This is a genomic window from Flammeovirga agarivorans (assembly GCF_012641475.1).
GTDB classification, from domain to species: domain Bacteria; phylum Bacteroidota; class Bacteroidia; order Cytophagales; family Flammeovirgaceae; genus Flammeovirga; species Flammeovirga agarivorans.
In genome coordinates, this window is the sequence record NZ_JABAIL010000005.1 from 472,685 (window position 1) to 492,768 (window position 20,084).

15 protein-coding genes are annotated in these 20,084 nt (G+C 33.8%); 9 read left to right on the forward strand and 6 right to left on the reverse strand.

Annotated elements, in window-relative coordinates; all coding sequences use genetic code 11:
- Positions 1–59: 59 nt before the first annotated feature.
- Positions 60–1,841, reverse strand: a complete 1,782-nt coding sequence (locus HGP29_RS18080; protein WP_168883833.1) for an ABC transporter ATP-binding protein — start codon at positions 1,839–1,841, stop codon at positions 60–62.
- A 330-nt stretch (positions 1,842–2,171) separates the two neighbouring features.
- Between HGP29_RS18080 and HGP29_RS18085 the strand changes: the two genes are divergently transcribed.
- The 7 genes from HGP29_RS18085 (at position 2,172) to HGP29_RS18115 (ending at position 10,236) form a co-directional block, all read left to right on the forward strand.
- Positions 2,172–2,690, forward strand: coding sequence for a MarR family winged helix-turn-helix transcriptional regulator (locus HGP29_RS18085; protein WP_168883834.1), 519 nt, complete (start codon positions 2,172–2,174; stop codon positions 2,688–2,690).
- Between the two features lie 77 nt (positions 2,691–2,767).
- Positions 2,768–5,176 (forward strand): 3-hydroxyacyl-CoA dehydrogenase/enoyl-CoA hydratase family protein, encoded by a 2,409-nt coding sequence (locus tag HGP29_RS18090; RefSeq protein WP_168883835.1) that lies wholly within the window; start codon positions 2,768–2,770, stop codon positions 5,174–5,176.
- A 56-nt stretch (positions 5,177–5,232) separates the two neighbouring features.
- On the forward strand, positions 5,233–6,411 hold the full coding sequence (locus HGP29_RS18095; RefSeq protein ID WP_168883836.1) for an acetyl-CoA C-acyltransferase: 1,179 nt from the start codon (positions 5,233–5,235) through the stop codon (positions 6,409–6,411).
- Positions 6,412–6,580: 169 nt separating this feature from the next.
- Positions 6,581–7,549, forward strand: a complete 969-nt coding sequence (locus HGP29_RS18100; protein ID WP_168883837.1) for a hypothetical protein — start codon at positions 6,581–6,583, stop codon at positions 7,547–7,549.
- Positions 7,530–8,354, forward strand: a complete 825-nt coding sequence (locus HGP29_RS18105; protein WP_168883838.1) for a DUF6048 family protein — start codon at positions 7,530–7,532, stop codon at positions 8,352–8,354. The genes HGP29_RS18100 and HGP29_RS18105 overlap by 20 nt, the downstream gene beginning before the upstream one ends.
- A gap of 72 nt (positions 8,355–8,426) precedes the next feature.
- On the forward strand, positions 8,427–9,149 hold the full coding sequence (locus HGP29_RS18110) for an outer membrane beta-barrel protein (protein ID WP_168883839.1): 723 nt from the start codon (positions 8,427–8,429) through the stop codon (positions 9,147–9,149).
- 13 nt (positions 9,150–9,162) lie between these two features.
- Complete coding sequence (locus tag HGP29_RS18115; RefSeq protein ID WP_168883840.1) at positions 9,163–10,236, forward strand: PCMD domain-containing protein; 1,074 nt, start codon at positions 9,163–9,165, stop codon at positions 10,234–10,236.
- Positions 10,237–10,296: 60 nt separating this feature from the next.
- On the opposite strand, the gene HGP29_RS18120 is transcribed toward HGP29_RS18115, so the two are convergent.
- Both HGP29_RS18120 and HGP29_RS18125 read right to left on the reverse strand, forming a co-directional pair.
- Entirely contained in the window at positions 10,297–12,756 is a 2,460-nt protein-coding gene (locus HGP29_RS18120) for a carboxypeptidase-like regulatory domain-containing protein (protein WP_168883841.1), read from the reverse strand.
- Positions 12,757–12,807: 51 nt separating this feature from the next.
- The gene (locus HGP29_RS18125; RefSeq protein WP_168883842.1) at positions 12,808–13,464 is read right to left on the reverse strand and encodes an NAD-dependent epimerase/dehydratase family protein; all 657 of its coding nucleotides are present in this window, start codon (positions 13,462–13,464) and stop codon (positions 12,808–12,810) included.
- Between the two features lie 215 nt (positions 13,465–13,679).
- Here HGP29_RS18125 and HGP29_RS18130 point away from each other — a divergent pair, with 215 nt between their 5' ends.
- Together HGP29_RS18130 and HGP29_RS18135 are read left to right on the forward strand one after the other, a co-directional pair.
- Entirely contained in the window at positions 13,680–15,518 is a 1,839-nt protein-coding gene (locus tag HGP29_RS18130) for an ABC transporter ATP-binding protein (RefSeq protein WP_168883843.1), read from the forward strand.
- 11 nt (positions 15,519–15,529) lie between these two features.
- On the forward strand, positions 15,530–17,419 hold the full coding sequence (locus HGP29_RS18135; protein WP_168883844.1) for a glycosyltransferase: 1,890 nt from the start codon (positions 15,530–15,532) through the stop codon (positions 17,417–17,419).
- A gap of 7 nt (positions 17,420–17,426) precedes the next feature.
- On the opposite strand, the gene HGP29_RS18140 is transcribed toward HGP29_RS18135, so the two are convergent.
- The 3 genes from HGP29_RS18140 to HGP29_RS18150 form a co-directional block, all read right to left on the reverse strand.
- Positions 17,427–18,452, reverse strand: coding sequence for a hypothetical protein (locus tag HGP29_RS18140; RefSeq protein WP_168883845.1), 1,026 nt, complete (start codon positions 18,450–18,452; stop codon positions 17,427–17,429).
- Between the two features lie 8 nt (positions 18,453–18,460).
- On the reverse strand, positions 18,461–19,261 hold the full coding sequence (locus HGP29_RS18145; RefSeq protein WP_168883846.1) for a DUF5672 family protein: 801 nt from the start codon (positions 19,259–19,261) through the stop codon (positions 18,461–18,463).
- Between the two features lie 67 nt (positions 19,262–19,328).
- Positions 19,329–20,063 carry a polyprenol monophosphomannose synthase gene (locus tag HGP29_RS18150; RefSeq protein WP_168883847.1) on the reverse strand — a complete coding sequence of 245 codons (735 nt, stop codon included), beginning with the start codon at positions 20,061–20,063 and terminating at the stop codon, positions 19,329–19,331.
- Positions 20,064–20,084: the final 21 nt, after the last annotated feature.

A 20,084-nucleotide genomic window follows, 5' to 3' on the forward strand; every position in this document is an offset into this window, starting at 1 on the left:
AATTAGGTCTATGATTCTTGTCTTTATGAAACAAAAGTACAAAAGATATTCGTAAATATTTACAAATTATTACCCTTTGACTGTTGCTCGTATAGTGTGTTGTAGTGTCCTTCTAAATTAAGTAGCTCATCATGAGTTCCTTGTTCTATAATTTTTCCTTCATGAAGTACGATAATTTTATCAGCTAATTTAGCAGAAGAGACCCTATGAGAAATGATTACAGAAGTTTTATTGTGCATTACATTCTGTAAATTGTTTAATATCTGATTTTCTGTTTTAGTATCAACGGCAGATAAACTGTCATCTAAAACCAATATTTTAGGACTACCTAAGATCGCTCTGGCAATAGTGGTACGTTGCTTTTGACCACCAGATAATGTGATTCCTCTCTCACCAACAATTGTATCTAGGCCATGTTCCATATGCTGGATATTTTCCCATAAACCAGCATTTTTTGTTGCCTCAACAATCTCAGCCTCAGTTGCGTTTTCTTTGGCAAAAGCGATATTGTTTCTTAGAGTATTCGAGAACAAGAATACATCTTGTGGAGCCATGTTAATCTGAGAGCGAATATCATGGAGATTATATGATTTTAGATCTTTATTATCAACAAGGATTTTACCCGAAGTAGGGTCATATAATCTTGAAATTAAACTAGCAACCGTACTTTTACCAGAACCAGTTGTTCCCAAAATGGCTAAAGTTTTTCCAGACTCAATTTCAAATGATAAATCATCTAATGCTTTTATTCCAGAGTCAGGATATACAAGAGAAACGTTTTCAAACTTAAGATTACCTTTAATTTCTTGTACTTCGTCTGAAGTTGAAACTATTTCAGGTGTTTCATTTAAGAACTCATTGATTCTTTTTTGTGATGCAGCTGCTCGTTGAACAATAGAAGTAACCCAACCTAAAGATGTTACCGGCCATGTAAGTAAGGTCACGTACATAATAAACTCAGCAATAACTCCAGGTGTAATTGTACCTTTTTCAACTTCTATACCACCTACATAAACAGTTAGAATGGTACTTAGTCCAATCAGGAATAGCATTAATGGGTAAAACATAGAGTTTACCTTAGCTAATTCTAATTGTCTGTTTTGATATTCAGTAGCATTATCTGTGAACTGAGATAATGATTCTTTTTCTCTCACAAATGCCTTGATTACTCGAATTCCAGAAAATGCTTCCTGTACAAACGTAGACATAGAAGACAATTGCTGTTGAATTAATTCAGATTTCTTGTTGATTACGTTATTAACAAAGTAAATACTGATTGACAAGAGTGGAAGTGGAAATAAAGCCCAGAATGTAAGGTGTACATTAATGCTTAACATGATACCTATGGTAAGGATAAAGGAAATTACCATATTGATAGAGTACATGATAGCTGGGCCCAAATACATACGCACTTTACTTACATCCTCAGAGATCCTTGCCATAAGATCACCTGTGTTATTTCTTCTGTAGAAACTTAAAGTGAGTTTTTGATAATGCTCAAAAATATCATTCTTAAGGTCAAACTCTATTAATCGAGACATAACTATAATAGTCTGTCTTACAAGAAATAAGAAAATACCTCTTAAAAGTGCCATTGAAACGATAACAGCACCGTATAGCAATACAGTTTTAAAGAAGTCATCAATAAAGACACTGTGAAGTTCAGCCCCTTCTAATAATGTTTGTGTCTTTAAAGTATCGACCACCAAATCAAGAGCATAACGTACAACTTGAGCGGGTGCAATCGCAAAAATATTGGAGATAATCATAAAAATAATCCCCAATGTTAATCTGAAACCGTATCGGTAAATATATTTATTAAGAAAAGCGAGTTCCTTCATTCTGCTTTTTTGATAAGTCGCTGATAGATAATAGGAAAACTTGTTGTCACAAATAACCTATCCACAAATGTAAGTAATTGTTTTTAAGTAGACGTTAATTGAAGTTATAGTAATACATCTTTTAAGTATTGTACTAAAATCTTATTCATAATTAATATTTATTTGTAAAATGTTATGCATGCATACTATTTATTTATATATTTGGAGACTAAGGAGGTAAAATAACAGTTTTTTGGCACAAATGCTCGTTGTTTATTGATGTCATAGACAGTATTTACCCTCAAACCTTAAACACACACACACAAAGCACAAAAGTAAAATTATGAAAGCATGGGGGGATTGCGTAAATCTGAAAAAAAGAAACAGTCTGTTGATTTAAGTATTAAAGCCACTTGGCTAGGTATTTCAAAAATGTATAACCTATTAGGTGCAGATTATGATATCTCACACTCAATTGGTTTTGTATTATTGAATATCGATCCTGTTGACGGTACTCCGGCAACAAAAATTGCCCCTTTGATGGGTATGGAAGCAAGAAGCTTAACTAGAATGCTTAAAAGCTTTGAAGAGAAGGGGTTGATCACAAGAATTCCTGATAAAACGGATAAACGAAAAGTAATTATCAAGTTAACGGAGTTTGGTCAGACCAAAAGAGAAATGTCAAAGCAGACAGTAAAAGTTTTCTTAAGAAGAGTTGAGGAGAAAGTCACTGAAGATGAATTAGGAGTATTTTTTCATGTCATAGATATGATTAATGAAGTAGTAAAAGACCCTAAAGGACAGATGTTCGACGAAATTAGAGAAAACCTTAAAGGTTTTGGAATTACAGAAGAGAACCTGTCAAAATAACATGACCTCCCCAAACTATTGTCTTGATTCAATTTAGAATACACATAAATAAACAACACAAATAAATCGGTACACCGATGAAAAACAGAACTATCAATAAAGTGGCCGTTTTGGGTTCAGGCGTAATGGGATCCAGAATTGCATGTCACTTTGCGAACATTGGCGTTGAGGTCTTATTGTTAGACATCGTGCCTAGAGAATTATCAGAGCAAGAAGCAGCGAAAGGACTTACTCTTGAAAGTAAGGCTGTTCGTAACCGCATTGTCAATGACGCTTTAAAATCAGCGTTAAAGTCAAAACCTGCACCTGTATTTAGAAAAGGAGTTGAAAAACTTATTTCTACAGGTAACTTCACTGATGATATGTCAAAAATATCATCATGTGATTGGACTATTGAGGTAGTTGTTGAAAACCTTGATATCAAAAAGAAAGTTTTTGAACAAGTAGAACAATACCGTAAACCAGGCACACTTATTACTTCGAATACTTCAGGTATTCCAATGAAGTTTATGTGTGAAGGAAGAAGCGATGACTTTGTAAAGCATTTCTGCGGAACTCACTTCTTCAATCCTCCACGTTACCTAAGACTATTAGAAATTATTCCAGGTCCCGGAACAGACCAAGATGTGGTAGATTTCCTTATGCATTATGGAGATGTTCAATTAGGAAAAGAAACCGTACTTTGTAAAGATACTCCTGCGTTTATTGCGAACAGAATTGGTGTTTATGCTATCATGTCAGGTATGCATACCATCCAAGAAATGGGGCTATCAGTTGGAGAGGTAGATAAACTTACTGGACCAATTATCGGTAGAGCTAAATCAGCAACATTCCGTACAAGTGATGTTGTAGGTTTGGATACAATGGTTAAGGTATCAAACAACCTACATGCGGGTTTACCAAATGATGAATCGAAAGAACGATTTGTACTTCCGAAAATTGTAAGTGAATTAAATGACCGTCAGTGGTTTGGTGATAAAACCAAACAAGGATATTATAAAAAGACAAAAGATGATAATGGAAAGAAAGTCATCTTGGAGTTAAACCTTAATACATTCGAGTATCAGCCGAAAACTAGGGCGAAATTTAAAGCTTTAGAGGCAGTAAAAGATATGGAAAGTGTTAGAGAGAGAATTCCTGTACTTCTAAATTTTGAAGATAAAGCAGGAGAGTTCTATCGTAAATCTTTCTATGATGTATTTAGATATTGCTCAAATAGAATTCCTGAAATTGCGGACGAGCTTTTCAGAATTGATGAAGCAGTTGCAGCAGGTTTTGCATGGGAATTAGGACCATTTGAAACTTGGGATCTATTAGGAGTAAAAGAAACTGCCTCAAAAATGGAAGAGGCGGGTGAAAAACCTGCTGATTGGGTATATGAAATGCTTGAAGCCGGTCATACTTCATTCTACAAAAACGAAGACCGTAAGCGTTTATACTACGATATCCCTACAAAATCATATAAAGTAGTTCCAGGTACAGAATCACTTGTAATGTTAGAAACATTGCGAGGGGAAAATGTAGTTTGGGGTAACGCAGGGGCTACGTTATTTGATATTGGTGATGGAGTACTCAATTTAGAGTTCCATACTAAAATGAATGCACTTGGCGCTGAAAACCTTGAAGGTGTAAATACTGCAATATCAATTGCAGAGGAACAAGGTTGGAAAGGATTAGTCATTGGTAATGAGTCTGCAAATTTCTCTGCAGGAGCCAATTTAGCCATGCTCTTTATGTTCGCTTGTGATCAGGAATATGATGAAATCAACTTAATGATTGCTCAATTCCAGAAAACAATGATGAAGGCAAGGTACTCTTCAGTTCCAGTTGTAGCAGCAACATCTGGTTTAGCATTAGGTGGAGGTTGTGAACTTTCTATGCATTGTGATGCAATACAAGCACATGCTGAAACATACATGGGGTTAGTAGAAGTAGGTGTCGGTCTTATTCCTGCAGGTGGCGGAACAAAAGAGATGGCATTGAGAGTTTCTGATTCATTTAAATCTGGTGATCCAGAATATAACCGTTTGCAAGATGCATTTATGGCTATTGCAACAGCAAAAGTAGCTACTTCTGCTGAGGAAATGAGAGATATGGGCTTCATGAACGCACATTCGAATATTACTCTAAACAGGAAAAGAGTAATTGCTGATGCTAAGACTAGAGTTTTAGAGATGTCGGCATTAGGATATGCACAGAAGAACCAAAGAAGAGATATCAAGGTACAAGGCCGTGGAGGTATGGCATTGTTTGAAGCAGGAATTGCGGGTATGGAATATGCGAATTGGGCATCAGAACATGACGCAAAAATTGCTCGTAAATTGAATTATGTGATCAATGGTGGTGATTTATCTGCTCCGGCATTAGTGTCAGAGCAATACTTGTTGGATTTAGAGCGTGAAGCGTTCTTGAGTTTAACAGGGGAGAAGAAAACATTGGAACGTATCCAAAGTATTCTTTTCAAAGGTAAACCACTAAGAAACTAAATAGACTGAAGTCTAATTTTTAATCACAAACTTTGATCAATAATAACTAGAAAACAATGGAAGCTTATATTGTAGCAGGATATAGAACAGCTATTGGCAAGGCGAAAAAAGGAGGATTTCGATTCACACGCCCTGACGATTTAGCGGCAGATGTAATTCAACATCTCGTTCAAAGTGTACCCGCTTTGGACCCTACAAGAATTGATGACCTCATCGTAGGTTGTGCAATTCCAGAAGCAGAACAAGGTATGCAAATGGCTAGAATGATTTCACTTTTAGCGTTTGCTCCAGATAACTTAAAAGTACCGGGTGTCACAGTTAATAGATATTGTGGTTCTGGTGTAGAAACAATCTCAATGGCTACTGCAAAGATTAGAGCAGGAATGGCAGATTGTATTATCGCAGGAGGTACTGAGTCGATGTCTATGGTACCTATGATGGGCTATAAGACAGGCTTAAATTATAAAATAGCCACCGAAACACCTCAATACTATTTGAACATGGGATTAACGGCTGAAGAAGTGGCAAAGGACTATGGCATTGATAGAGATGAAGCAGACGAATTTGCTGTAAAATCTCATGAAAAAGCCCTAGCAGCAATTTCAGCTGGCAAGTTTAAAGATGAAATTGTTCCAATTACAGTAAAAGAGACTTATTTGGAAGGAGACCGTAAGAAAACGAGAGAGTTTGTTGTAGATACTGACGAAGGACCTCGTAAGTCTGATGTTTCTGGTTTAGGTCGATTAAAACCAGCTTTTAAACAAGGTGGTCAGGTAACTGCTGGTAACTCATCACAAACTTCTGACGGAGCTGCTTTTGTAATGGTAATGTCAGAAAGAATGGTGAAGGAGTTGAAATTGGAACCAATTGCAAGAATGGTTTCTTATGCATCTGCAGGTGTAGATCCTAGAATTATGGGTATTGGCCCTGTAGAAGCAATTCCAAGAGCATTACAACAGGCAGGGTTAAAAGCTTCGGATATTGAACAAGTAGAATTGAATGAAGCTTTTGCAGCACAATCATTAGCAGTGATTAAAAACATTGATTTTGATCCTAACATTATCAATGTAAATGGAGGTGCAATTGCCTTAGGTCACCCTCTTGGTTGTACAGGTGCCAAACTTTCAGTCCAGTTATTTAATGAAATGAGAAGACGTAACCAAAAGTATGGAATGGTGACAGCTTGTGTCGGTGGAGGACAAGGTGTTGCAGGTATTTATGAGTTATTAAAATAATTCATGATGCCTTTTTGGTTTTAAAATATGATAAAAGCAATTAGGAAAGCGACCTTCGGGTCGCTTTTTTTGTCTATAAATAGTTGTAGTTTTATCAAACTTTTTATGAAGAATGTAATCCCAATCAGAAAATCCTTTTAAATTGGGAAATGCGTTTTAACTTTGTTCTATGAACTTTAAGATCTATCTAAAAAGAGGTTTGTGGTCTTTCATTCCTCTGGTCATTTTTTTAGTTACACCATCTTGTCGCGATTGCGATCCTTACTCTAACCCATCATCCTATGCCGTTGGTGCATTTTATGATAAAAATACCTCTACCGCTGTTAGTATTAATTTTACTTCAGTGAAAGGTATTGGTGATAATGCAGCAGAGATTACACCTATGTCTAATGGAAAGTATTTATTACCGTTAAAAGTAACGACGCGTCAGACAGGGTTTTCATTTATCACTTCTGGGTTATCTGATACTACCTATATTGATTATTATAGTTCAGTAACCGTAAATGGACCCGATTGTGGAGCTTATGAGCAGTTTACAGATTTAGGTGTATCTCCTGATCCTACGAAAGAAGGAACTTCAGGGTATAAAGGTGATGAAGGATCTTTATTTGATTCTGTTGTGGTTGTTAATTCTGTAGTTACCGCTGATACAGCCAATGAAAATATTCAATTCTTATTGGATATCTGTGATGCCGAAACAAGAACACCGAGTAGAAATTTGATAGTAACTTTCTATGATAAAGTTACAGGAAACCCAAGAGAATTACAGTTTACCTCAATTCATGTAAAAGGAAAGGATTTTGATCCAATATATACTTCTTCGGATAAGTTTAGTACCATTTATTTACCAGTAGAAGGTACCACTACCACCACTTTCGAGTTTATGTTGGTAAGCGCTGATTTAACTGATACATTAACGCAAGAACTTCAAGTTAATTTTAATAATACTACTGTAATCAGTGATGATGAAACAGGTTGTATTTTCTTAGAAGGTACAGGTGATTTGATTCTAGAGAGTGATAGCGTACAAGGCGACTATTTTACTTTCCCTCAAGATTCTATTTTCCAGATAATGGAATTAGGAAGAACAACCATTAATACGAACGATAATTATCCAAATGTTAAGTTATATAACTAATTTATATAGGTATTCATTACTAGGTATTCTTCTGGTATTACCCTCTATTGGTATTGCTCAAGTTGTAGAAAGTGATTCTACTGATCAAATGGTTGATTCGACAGGGGTACTTCAAGATACAACTGCATTAGGTGAACCATGGCCACTTAACAAACATGGGGAGCCTAAAGGTTCGGGGTATTTTGTTTTATCAGGAATTCGCCTTGGAGCAGATTTAAGACCATTAGTTCAATCAGCAATTGATGATGGAATGAATGCTTGGACATTATATGGAGACTTAATGATCCGTAACCAATGGTTTTTGACGGCAGAATATGGTCAAATGGACCGTACAAGAACAAGTGTAGATTCTGATTTCTTTAATTATAGATCTGTGGGTAGCTTCTATAGATTTGGTTTTGAGTATAATGTAATGCGAAAATCATCTGTAGATAGTGGACTCTCATTTGGATTAAAGTATGCGAATTCAACATTCGATCAACATGCTGATTATTACAGTACGGGTAATGGTTATTGGGGAGATGGAGCCACTCTTAAATCACTTACAGAAAAAGATGTGAATGTAAGCTGGTATGAATTTACTGTAAGCTTAAAACTAGCTTTATGGAAAGGATTAACAGCAGATTTTGGCTTTGCTTACACCATAAAAAGAGACTTCCCAGCTACTGCAATTACTAAAAATGATATTCCTGGTTGGTATTTTAATAAAGACGATCGTTCAAGACTAAATTTTCAGTATAGATTATTGTACAGAATTCCTCTATTCCCAATATATACTCAACCAAGAGCTAAGAAAAAGCAATAATATTTATTATATTCATTAACATAATTCATCTTCAATCTAAGAATTTATATTATTCTACTCTGACTTCAATTTATGAAAAAGTTATTCTTTTCGTTACTGTTGTGCATGTACAGTATTTGCTCTGTGGCACAAGACAGTACTAAAGTTGATAGTGATCCACGCGACTTGGATTTCAATCACAACCAATTAAAAGGTCAATGGTATACTTCTCTTACTCTACAATTATCCTCTAGTAATGCCGAAAATGAAGACCAATTTATACGTCAAATTCATACCCAAGATAATGGTGAATTTGAAATAGGAATTCAAGGTGGATATTTTATCAAAGACTTTTTTATGGTCGGTGTAGAGTACTCCTATAATAGTAAAAATAAAAACGAGGTATATACAGCCAATGATGTTAGGACACAATTAAAATCCATTAGTCATGGTCATTATATAGCACCGTTTATTAGAAATTATATTCCATTATCAGCATCTAGAAGGTTTAGTATATTCAATCAAACTGCTTTGCAGATAGGAATGGGAAGATCTCTTCAGAAAACGGAAGCAAACGGAGAAACAACGAAGGTGTTGACTGATAGAGTGACAATGGGTATTGGTATCCAACCAGGTCTTGCCGCTTTTATTAAGGATGGTTTTGCATTTGAAGCTTCAGTTGGGTTGTTAGGTTTAGAAATGGATCATCAAAAATCTATAACGAACTACACAGAAGAATCTAAAAGAACTGATTTTGATTTAAACTTTAGAGTAAACCTTTTACAAATTAGATTAGCTGTAGCTTACTATTTCTAAACTTATTGAGCAAATGAAAAAATTGAGATTATTAATAGTAAGTGGTTTATTAATGTCACTTACTTCATGTATAGATTGGGATTATTTTGGTTTATCCAATCAGAATGATATTCAGACATTCGAGTTGGAAATGCAATCGGGAACAACTGTTATTGATTCAACAAAAAGAATTATTACCGTTCCTGTAAATGAAAGAGCTGATCGTTCTTCATTGTCACCAACAAATATTAAAACTTCTAGTCTTTCTACGGTAATGCCAGGGGTGGGAGAAAGCCAAGATTTTAGAGATACTGTTTTGTATACAGTTACTGCTGAAAATGGTGATTCTTCTGTGTGGAAAGTGTATGCAGATTTACAAGCAGATGTTATTCCAAATACAAGTTTTGATGAGTGGTATGCTGTTGGAGGATATCAACAACCTGGTCCAGGTGATGAAACAGCAGGAGCTCAGTTTTGGGATACACCTAATAAAGCAGGAGAAATTGCTGAAAAAACATTGGTTGACCCTATGACAGAAGGTGATAGAGTATATGCTCATCTTGAAACTAAATTGGTAGGATTATTTGGTATCAATAAACTCTCGGCTGCTAGTCTATATTCTGGTAGATTTACTGATGGTGCATTAAACCCATCTGAGCCAAGAAAAAATATAGATTTCGGTAGACCATATGGAAGTAAACCTGTAAGTTTTTCTGTAGATTATCAATATACTCCGGGTTCTGATTATAGAGAAAACAGTAGACCTGCTTCGGGAGCTGATGAATGTGATATTTATGTTATTCTTCAGGTGAGGCAAGATGATGGAACTCGTCTAAGACTAGGAACTGCTTGGTTCCGTAGTGGCGACCAAATTGATGAATGGACAAATCTTAAATTAGATTTCACCTATGGTGAACTTCCTTCTGATGCACCTGATTATGCAGGTTTAAATACATGGGAAGGTGAAGAAGAATCAGGTTATGCTGATCCATCAGAATTCCCAACTCATATCATTATAGTATTCTCATCTAGTGCTTTAGGTGATTATTATACTGGAGCTATTGGAAGTATTCTAAAAGTTGACAATTTTGAATTGCAATATGATTAATCAATAGATTTTGAGATAAAAAAAGCACTTATGAGTATTAAACTTATAAGTGCTTTTTTATTATTCTTTAGGTTCTAGTCGAATATTATATTTCATGGTTTTCACTGTTCTGAACTTAGATAAGTCAGGTATGGCGTAATTTTTCTGAACGAATCCATCTTCTTCAACAAAGAAGAAATATTTCTTATCCTTGTCGATTTCCATTGAGTAGTTACCTTCATTATCAGACTTTACATAGATGTTTTCATTCTCATCAGGAGAAATAAAAACAAGTTCTATGTTTTTTAGAATATCGCCAGTTTTCTTATCAGTTACTTTGCCATAAAGTTTCACTTTTTTAGCTAAAGACTCGATAAGTAAGGTTTGTTCTAGCTCTCCAATACCAAACATTCCTACGGTTGATATTTGAGTAGCTTTCATCCTTTTATACCCGAAGGCAGAAGGGAAAATCTCATAATTCGATTCATTAGATATATCGAATTCAAACTGACCATTACTGTCTGTTCTTTTTGTGATTAAAGCATTCGTTTCTTTATTCTTTAAACTCACTAATATTCTAGGTAGAGGAGCTCTTGTATCTTTTGAGATTACTTTACCTTTTAATTTCATTTCTTCAACTAAGAACAAGTTTTCGTGTTCATCAGTGAGCATTCTTGAAACATTGATTTCATTTACATTAAGTTGGTAAATATCATTTCCCCCTTTGCCTCCAATTCTATTCGAAGTAAAATAGCCTACTCGCTTTACATTATTGAGTATAAGCCCGTAATCGTCATATTCTGAATTGATAGGACTTCCTAAGTTAGCTACAGCTATAATCGTTTCATCTTTAGAAATTGATTCATAGATATCTAATCCACCCATTCCGTCATGGCCATCAGAAGCGAAATATAAAGTTCCATCAGGATGTAAGAATGGACTTACTTCATCACCAGGAGTATTTACAGTTTCTCCTAAGTTGATGGGATATGTCCATTGACCTTTGAACTTATAGCTCACATAAATATCAGTACCGCCATAGCTGTCTTCCATATCAGAGACAAAATACATCGTATTTCCATCTTGACTAAACGTAGGTTCGGATATGGAATAATGTTCATTGTTAAAGGGTAATTCTTTCTCTTCCTTCCATATGTTTTCCCCTAAAATGTCCATCATGTATAATTTATGTTGAGCAACTTCCTGGTTTGGTAAATCAGCAGAATACATAGTTGCAATAATTTGATGGTCGTTGATTTGGAAAGCAGAATGATGGTGAAACCCTTTTAAGTCGACTGTATCTATTGCAATCGGTCGGGTCTGTTCATTCCTATACAAATCATGTAAAGGAGCAAAGTAAAAGTTGTAATAAGATTTACGAGATTTTTTATTGAAATGCTTTCTGTCGTTGCGGTCGGTGGAGTAGATTAACCCCCCATAATAAAAATTGGGAGACCTTTCAGATCCTTCTGTGTTGATCGCTAGATTTTGGATAGAATAACGGTCTTGATATTTCGCAAATCTTGAGTTTTCTCTTGTAGAAGATTGATGAACTTTATTGGCATGTAATGATATAGGAGTATAATGCTCATTGCTTTTATGTAACCAAGATAGGTCTTTTGGAGCTTTATTTTTGGACAAAATATATCTTACTCTAACCGATACATTATTGTAGCCATCATTAACATTATTAGAACCTCTTTTATCACCAGGTCCAAATTTGTACTCTGGTACTTGCCTTTGTTCTCCGGTTAGGACGGCAATACTTTCTTGTGAACGGTCGGCCATTGCTGCAGCCAGTTGATTTCCTCCAAAAAAGACATCGCCAACATACGATTTACTTATATCATCTAAATAATCAGTGGCAGTGAACCTTGTCACCCACTCAACACCAATATCTAGACGATCAGTAACTTTAAAATTCACTCCCAAACCTAATGGAAGGGCCATGACAGTCTTATTGTATTTTGGTTTAGTTGTAGATGTTCCTTGCCCTTCTGTACCAAGAGGTTGTAGGTCAACCCAAGTACTACCATTATTTTCTGTTGTTTTTCCTCGAGGGTTACTGAAAAGTACTGTTACACCTGTTAATACATAAGGAGTAACAAGTCTTCTTTGGGAATAATGTCCTAAATGAGGAAGAATATCAATTTGTCCTAAGGCAGATAATTGAAAAAGGTCATTTCGAAAATGTAAATTTCTATCATATTCAAAAGAGCCTGCTTCTGCAGTTTGATTGTCATCTCCACTAATTCGACTCCAACCGAATTCACCTCTTACAACAATTCTATGCGATAATCTTTTTTCAAAAGCTCCTCCTATATTACCACCAATAAGTTGAAAATTAGTAGCAAAAGGAGATCGACTTTTTGTGAGGTCACCATAATAATTACTCCAACCACCATATACGGTTAAAGCCCAATGCTTATCAGTTGATGGAGCAATATTATCCTTTTGAGTAATTTGACTATATACTGAAGTAATAGAAAAAAAAGAAAAGAAATAGAATAGTAGTTTAAGGTTAAAAAATTTTGAAGTCATGTTGTAGATAAATTGAGAAAAAGTGAAGAATGAGCAAAAAATAAAGAGAAACTACACACCTAAGGATTGCATAATGTCAGAAGTAATATAATTAATTTTCTGATTTTGGGAGGATAAAGCCGTTGTGATCATGCTTTTAGCAACTTTTATTCCTTCAATACCTTTATACTTTTTTGGAATTAATGGATTAAAGACTGAATTAAAGATTTTCCCAAAATCTTCACCAAAACGAGATTCTTTTCGATCTCCTAATAATAACGAAGGCTGATAAATATTTAGTGTATTGAAATTGAGTTGTATTAACTCGTTTTCAACTTGACCTTTTACTCTATTATAATATACCAAAGAATCCTTATTCGCACCCATGGCAGAAACAACATTGAACGTTTTTGCTTTAAGTTTTGAGGCTAATTGAGCAAACTTCATCACATATTCATGGTCCACTTTATAAAAAGCATCTTTAGATCCAGCTTTTTTCATTGTTGTACCTAAACAGCAAAAGGCATCATCGATAGTGTCTTCTAAAACTAATTCATGTAAATCATCTAAGTTAGTGATTACCTCAGATAATTTAGGGTGATTAATACCAGAGTTCCTTCGACCAATAGAGATTACTTTTTCATAGTGATCACTATCCACTAGAAACTGAACTAGAGAATTACCAATTAAACCGGTACTACCAATAATAAGTGCTGTTCTTTTTTTCATTCGTTTAAGGATTAACTTCATCAAAAATAATAAACACTTTTAAAACTCTTTGTCATTGTAACTATTATCAGTTGTCTAGGATAGGAATAAGTTAATATTTGATCTTCCGTTAATATTATTTGATAAAATTTACTAAGTAGTTAGGGTTTTCAATTCAATGCTTACCTTTGCAACTACTTCAAAACATAGAAAATTATTAAACGCTCAAAGAGCATATGAAAATATATAAACGTCTAATTCAGTTAGCAGGAAATTTTACGAGTTTTCTCATTCCTTATACATTAGTAGCATTAGGAATGAGTTTATTTAGTTTGTTGAACTTCTCTATGATGATACCATTATTGGACATACTTTTCAATAGTGATACTTTATTTGAAGTACCAGCCAACCCAATTACACTTGAAGAATTTGAATTCAGTGGGGCCTTTATTAAAGAATATATGTATCAAGAGTTTGGTATCTTGATCGCTCTACATGGTAAATTATATGCTCTAATGCTGATTTGTGGTTTTACAATTTCAGCATCTCTCTTATCAAATATATTTAGATATTCAGAAAGAAGATTAGCAGAAAGCTATAAAAGAAGTTCAATAGCGACATTACGATCTGCTATTTTTCAAAGAGTGTTATCCTTAGATATTGGTTATCTTACAAATTCAAAGAAGAGTGATATTATCTCAAGATCAACCACTGATGTCCAGGAATCTGAAAATGCTTTTGGAGCATTAGTAACTTTTGTAAAAGATCCAATTATGTTGGTAATCTTTTTCTCTACATTAATTTACCTTTCACCGAAAATGACAATGTTCGTTTTCATGATCTTGCCAATTTCTGGTATTTCTATTGGATTGATTTCTAAAAAATTGAAATCGGTATCTCACAATCTACAAGATATTACAGCAAATATTCTTGGTGTTTTGGATGAGACTATTGTTGGTATGCGTGTGGTAAAAGGTTTTAATGCAGATAAGTATGTAACTTCTTCTTACGAAAAAAGTAACCAAGGGTATGTTTCAGCATTTAGAGACTTTGCTTCAAAAAGAGAATTGGCATCTCCGCTTTCAGAAGCAATGGGTGTCTTCTTCGTAGGTGTGTTACTTTATCTTGGTGGTACAATTGTATTATCAGATTCTCCTTCACTTTCAGCCTCAGAATTTTTAGCTTACTTAGTATTATTTACTCAGGTATTGAATCCTGTGAAAGCTATTTCTGGTAATATTAGTAGCATACAAAGAGGTATTGCAGCTACCGAAAGAATATTTGAATTATTGGATACAGAGCCAACTATTAAATCAAAAGAGAACGCAAAAGAGTTAACAACTTTTGATCAAAAAATCACTTTTGAGAATGTACGTTTTGGTTATGAAGATAAAGATGTTTTGAAGGGTATTAACTTCGAAATGAAAAAAGGTCAAATGGTAGCATTAGTAGGACCTTCAGGTGGAGGAAAATCAACTATAGCAGATTTAATTCCGAGATTTTATGACCCTAGACAGGGTAATGTAAGTGTCGATGGTCATGATATCAGAGACTATACATTAGAATCATTGAGATCTCACATGGGTATTGTAACTCAGGAGTCTATTTTATTTAATGATACTATCTTTAATAACATTGCATTTGGTACAAAAGCTACATTAGAGGAAGTACAATCTGCAGCTAAAATTGCCAATGCTCATGAGTTTATTGAGAAGGCAGATCAAGGATATGAAACTGTTATTGGTGATAGAGGCTCAAAACTTTCAGGTGGACAACGTCAACGATTAAGTATTGCTAGGGCTATATTAAAGAATCCAGAAATACTGATTCTTGATGAAGCTACTTCAGCATTAGATACTGAGTCTGAAAAATTAGTACAAGACGCGATTCAACATCTTATGCAAGGTAGAACAGTATTAGTAATTGCTCACCGTCTTTCTACTATCCAGGAAGCAGATAAGATTTTAGTAATAAAAGAAGGTGAAGTTGTAGAAGAAGGTACCCACAATGAATTAATGGGTATGGATGAAGGTATGTACAAGAAACTGCAAGAGATGCAGGAGTATACTCAGTAAATTTCTTTCTAATGGATAATAAGACACTGCCTACTGTAAGTTTAATAATTACGACTTACAACCGACCAGATGCTCTAAATTTAGTATTATTGAGTATTCTAGAACAAACTGTTCAACCATATGATATTATTGTTGCTGATGATGGTTCGACATCGAAAACTAGCGAACTAATCAAAAAGTTTTCAGAGGATAATAACATCAAAGTAAATCATGTTTGGCAAGAAGATAAGGGGTTTAGAGCAGCCAAGTCACGAAATAATGCAATTAGAGAAGCTCAAGGAGATTATTTAGTAATGATTGATGGTGATATGGTATTACATCATAAATTTATTGAAGATCACCAGAAAAGAGCTAGGAAAGGTTGGTTTTTACAAGGAGGTAGAGTTAGAGTTAATAGAGAGTCAACGTTAAAACATATCCGAGAAGTAGATATAGATTTTAACTATAATACCAAGGGGATAATAAATATTTTTAATGCATTTCATTTTGATGTCATCTCCAAAATCATCGAAAAAGAAAAGAAGTCTGATAAAGGAACTAGGACCTGTAACTTTTCTGCTTGGAGAGATGATGTTATAAATGTGAATGGATTTGATGAAAATTTTATTGGCTGGGGTAGAGAAGATAGCGAATTTGTTGTTAGATTATTGAACGCAGGTATTAGAAGAAAGGATATAAAATTTAATGCCATTGCTTTTCACCTTTATCATAAAGAGGAAGAAAAAAAATCATTGAAAGCCAATGATTTAATTTTAAAGAATTCAAGAAAAAACCATCTTATACAATGTCATAATGGCTTAACTCAGAAGAAAGAAAAAAGAGTGCCTTTATCTATTTTAGTTGACCTTGAACGACTTAAATACCCAAATTGTGGGTTAGGACAAGTAAGTATCAACTTCTCTAATGCTCTAACTGAATTAGATCAAAAAGACTTGAAATGGGAATTTTTACTATCTGGAAAAAATAGGAAAGAGTATATTAAAAATACCTCCGACGTTAAATTTAGATATCATAATGTCTTGACCAAAAATGGTATCGAACCAATTGATCATCACATTGATTTATTCCATTTAACACATCAAATTACTAGTTATAAGGCGGTAAAAGCAAAAAAGAATATTTATACAATTCATGATTTGAATTTTCTGAAGGAGAAATCTAAAGAGAAATCAAAGAAGCAATTGAGAAAAATTCAAAGTGCTATTAATAGAGCCGATGTTGTAACAGTGATTTCTAAGTTTACTGAAGGAGTAATTCGAGAGCATTTAACAATACCAGAATCTACACCAGTTAAGGTTATTTATAATGGTGTGAAATCTCCAGTTCTAGATAAATCAGAGAGACATGTATTAGTAGATGATGCTCCATTTTTCTTCTCAATAGGTACAATCATGCCTAAGAAAAATTTCCATGTGTTGGTAGAAATGATGGAATATATGGATCCTAAATACAAACTCTATATTGCTGGGCAATGGGAGAAGTATACTTATGTGAATAAAATCAATGATTTAATCGCTGAGAAAAAACTCCAAGATCGAGTTAAGTTATTGGGTGCTGTAACTGAAGAAGAGAAATCTTATTTATATAAAAACTGTGAGAGCTTTTTGTTTCCATCCTTATTAGAGGGCTTTGGATTGCCAATTATCGAAGCCATGTTATCGAAAAAACCTACTTTCTCTTCTGATAAAACTAGTTTACCTGAAGTAGGAGGAAAATATGCTTATTATTGGAATAACTTTGATCCAAAATATATGGCAGAGATTACAAAAAGAGGTTTAGATGACTTTTCTAAGAATAGAGAAGAAAAGGAAAATGAAATATTTGAGTATGCATCTACTTTCTCTTGGGAGAAAAATGCAGAGGCATATTACCAATTATACAATGAAGTTTTATCATCATAAAAAACAGCTATTTCATTAATAAAAATTCAGTGTATTGTTGGGCTTGATAATCAAAATTGAACTTATCTTGAGCTTTGTAGTCAATCTTTTTTAAGGTTAAAATCGTTTTTAGAAGTTCTTCAATTCCATCATAATCATATATTATTGAGTTTTCTTGGAATTCATCCATATTTAGTGACTTATGAATGAGCATAGTCTTATTATAAGCATATGCTAGGTTAAATGTTCCTGAAATTCTAAAGTCATAGCCATCAAGAATATTAATTAACGGCATGATATAATCTGATAATTGAAGATATGAATGGAAGTCATCATTGATGACATGTTCATTCCAATAAAGGAAGTTATCAGGATGAAGAGTTTTTTCTATTAATCCTTTCACAATATCAACTTCTTCCTTTGGCCCGCCTCCCAAGAAAATAAACTTAATTCTTTTATCGAAATCAATGTTTTCTAGACATTCTAATAGACGGACGTATTCTCTTCTTTCTAAAAGAATAGCTCCAGGGATTGTTATCCAAATTTCATCTTCTGGTTTATTTATTTTTATCGGGTAAGGTTTAAAATAAATAGGATAAAATGGTAAGAACTTTTTATCGGTAAATGGAGCTGTTTTTTCAAGTAAATAGTCGGATAGAACAAAGTATTTTTTGACTTTACTTGAAATTATTTTTTGACCAAAACTACCATATAGTTTTTTTGTATTGTGGAGAAGGCTTAGAAATTCAATGGTTTTAGGAAAAGGTAAGGCACATATTTTTTTGCAAACATCTCCTTGTCCTGTATTGAAAATGACCTTATCGAATTGGTTATTGATAATTATCTTTCTAAGTTTTAGGTAATAGAAAAATGCACCTTCTGGTTCTGCTAGAAGAATAGTGTTATCAAATTCATTAATAAAATCTCTTACTGTTAGTTCTAATCGAGGATCATAAATTAATGTAACCTCCGCTTTAATTGTTTTAAGAAATAATAGTTGAGAATATAGACATTCAGCATGAGATCCACCAAGTTCGATAAGTGCTACTTTCATAATTTTAATTAGTCGATTTGATAACCAAATTTTTCAATATGCTTTCTCCAAAAGATTAGATTTTCTGGTTTCTCCCAAGCATGTATTCCCATGGGATAGTGATTATTATTTTCTGAAAGACAATAATCAGCATGATATTCTATACCAAAAGTAGATGCTATCACAGGGGTTGGAATCGTGAAAAACTTAAATGTCTTTGAACAGTTTTTTCCAAAAAACATATCCTCATTTTTATAACTGTCTTGATATAGAGTAGACTTTCTTGATGTTCTGAAATATGCAAAAAATGTCTTTAGTCGTAATGGTGGGTTAGTGGAGAATAAACACTTTAAGACATTATTAGACTTCTGTAATACCTTAATATGGTCATTGATATTTCTCAGTGAGAAACCTCCGTTGCCAACATATTGGAAGTGTTGTGATGTACCATTATTCACAACCCATGGAGCACCAATATAGGAATATGATTGATCGATCCAGTATTGAATATCATCTTTAAAAATAAAGCAGTCCGTTTGGTAGATCAATAAATGAGAATATTGTTGAAATGTTTTATAAAAATCAATATTTACCATTAACTCATTATATGTATGTACACTATTAAAATAGTGTTGGTCAAAATAATGAATGGTATAATCGTTTTTATTTTCCTCTAATATCTCAGTATAAAAAGAGATATCTAATCCTTCATAAGTAACAATGACAATTGGCCATTTTGAAAGAACTTTTACACCTTGAGTGAAAGATATCTTTTCATAAGTATTTGGTGAAGACTTATATATAGGAATTGTAATAACACAATTATTCATCAAGGTGAAATGTTAATTAGAAAATATAATTAAACTTGAGGAGAAAAGAATATTAAGCAATAGTTAGTTACTTAATGTACTTCTTAAACATACTTCTAATCTTTAAAGAAATTACACCAAAGAAAGCTTCTTTAAAGATTTTTGTTGACATTTTGGACTCACCTCTTGTCCTATCTGTAAAGATGATAGGCACTTCCTCAATTTTGTAACCGTATTTCCAAGTTTTGAATTTCATCTCAATTTGGAAAGCATAGCCAACAAAGTGAATCTTGTCCTTATTTAAGATCGTTTGTAAAACCTTGTTAGTATAACATTTAAACCCAGCGGTAGTATCATTGATAGGTATACCGGTAATAAACTGTACATATTTACTAGCAAAATACGACATGAGTACTCTCTTCATCGACCAGTTGACTACATTGACACCTGATTTGTATCTTGAACCAACAGACATATCATTGCCATAATCCTTACAAGCCTGATATAGTTTTGGAAGATCATTAGGATTGTGTGAGAAGTCAGCATCCATTTCATAGATATACTGATAGTCCCTATCTAAAGCCCATCTAAAACCATGTAGGTATGCAGTTCCTAATCCATTTTTTTCAGTTCTTTCTTCTAAAAATAATCGGTTCGGAAACTCCTCCATTAGTTCTTTTACTTTTGCTCCGGTACCATCAGGAGACCCATCATCAACGATGAGCATATCAAAAGGGGTGTCGAGATCCATTACAGCTCTTATTATTAGCTCTACATTTTCGATCTCGTTATAGGTCGGTGTTATTACTAGATTTTCTTTCACGGTGCAAAGATAGAAGTTTTG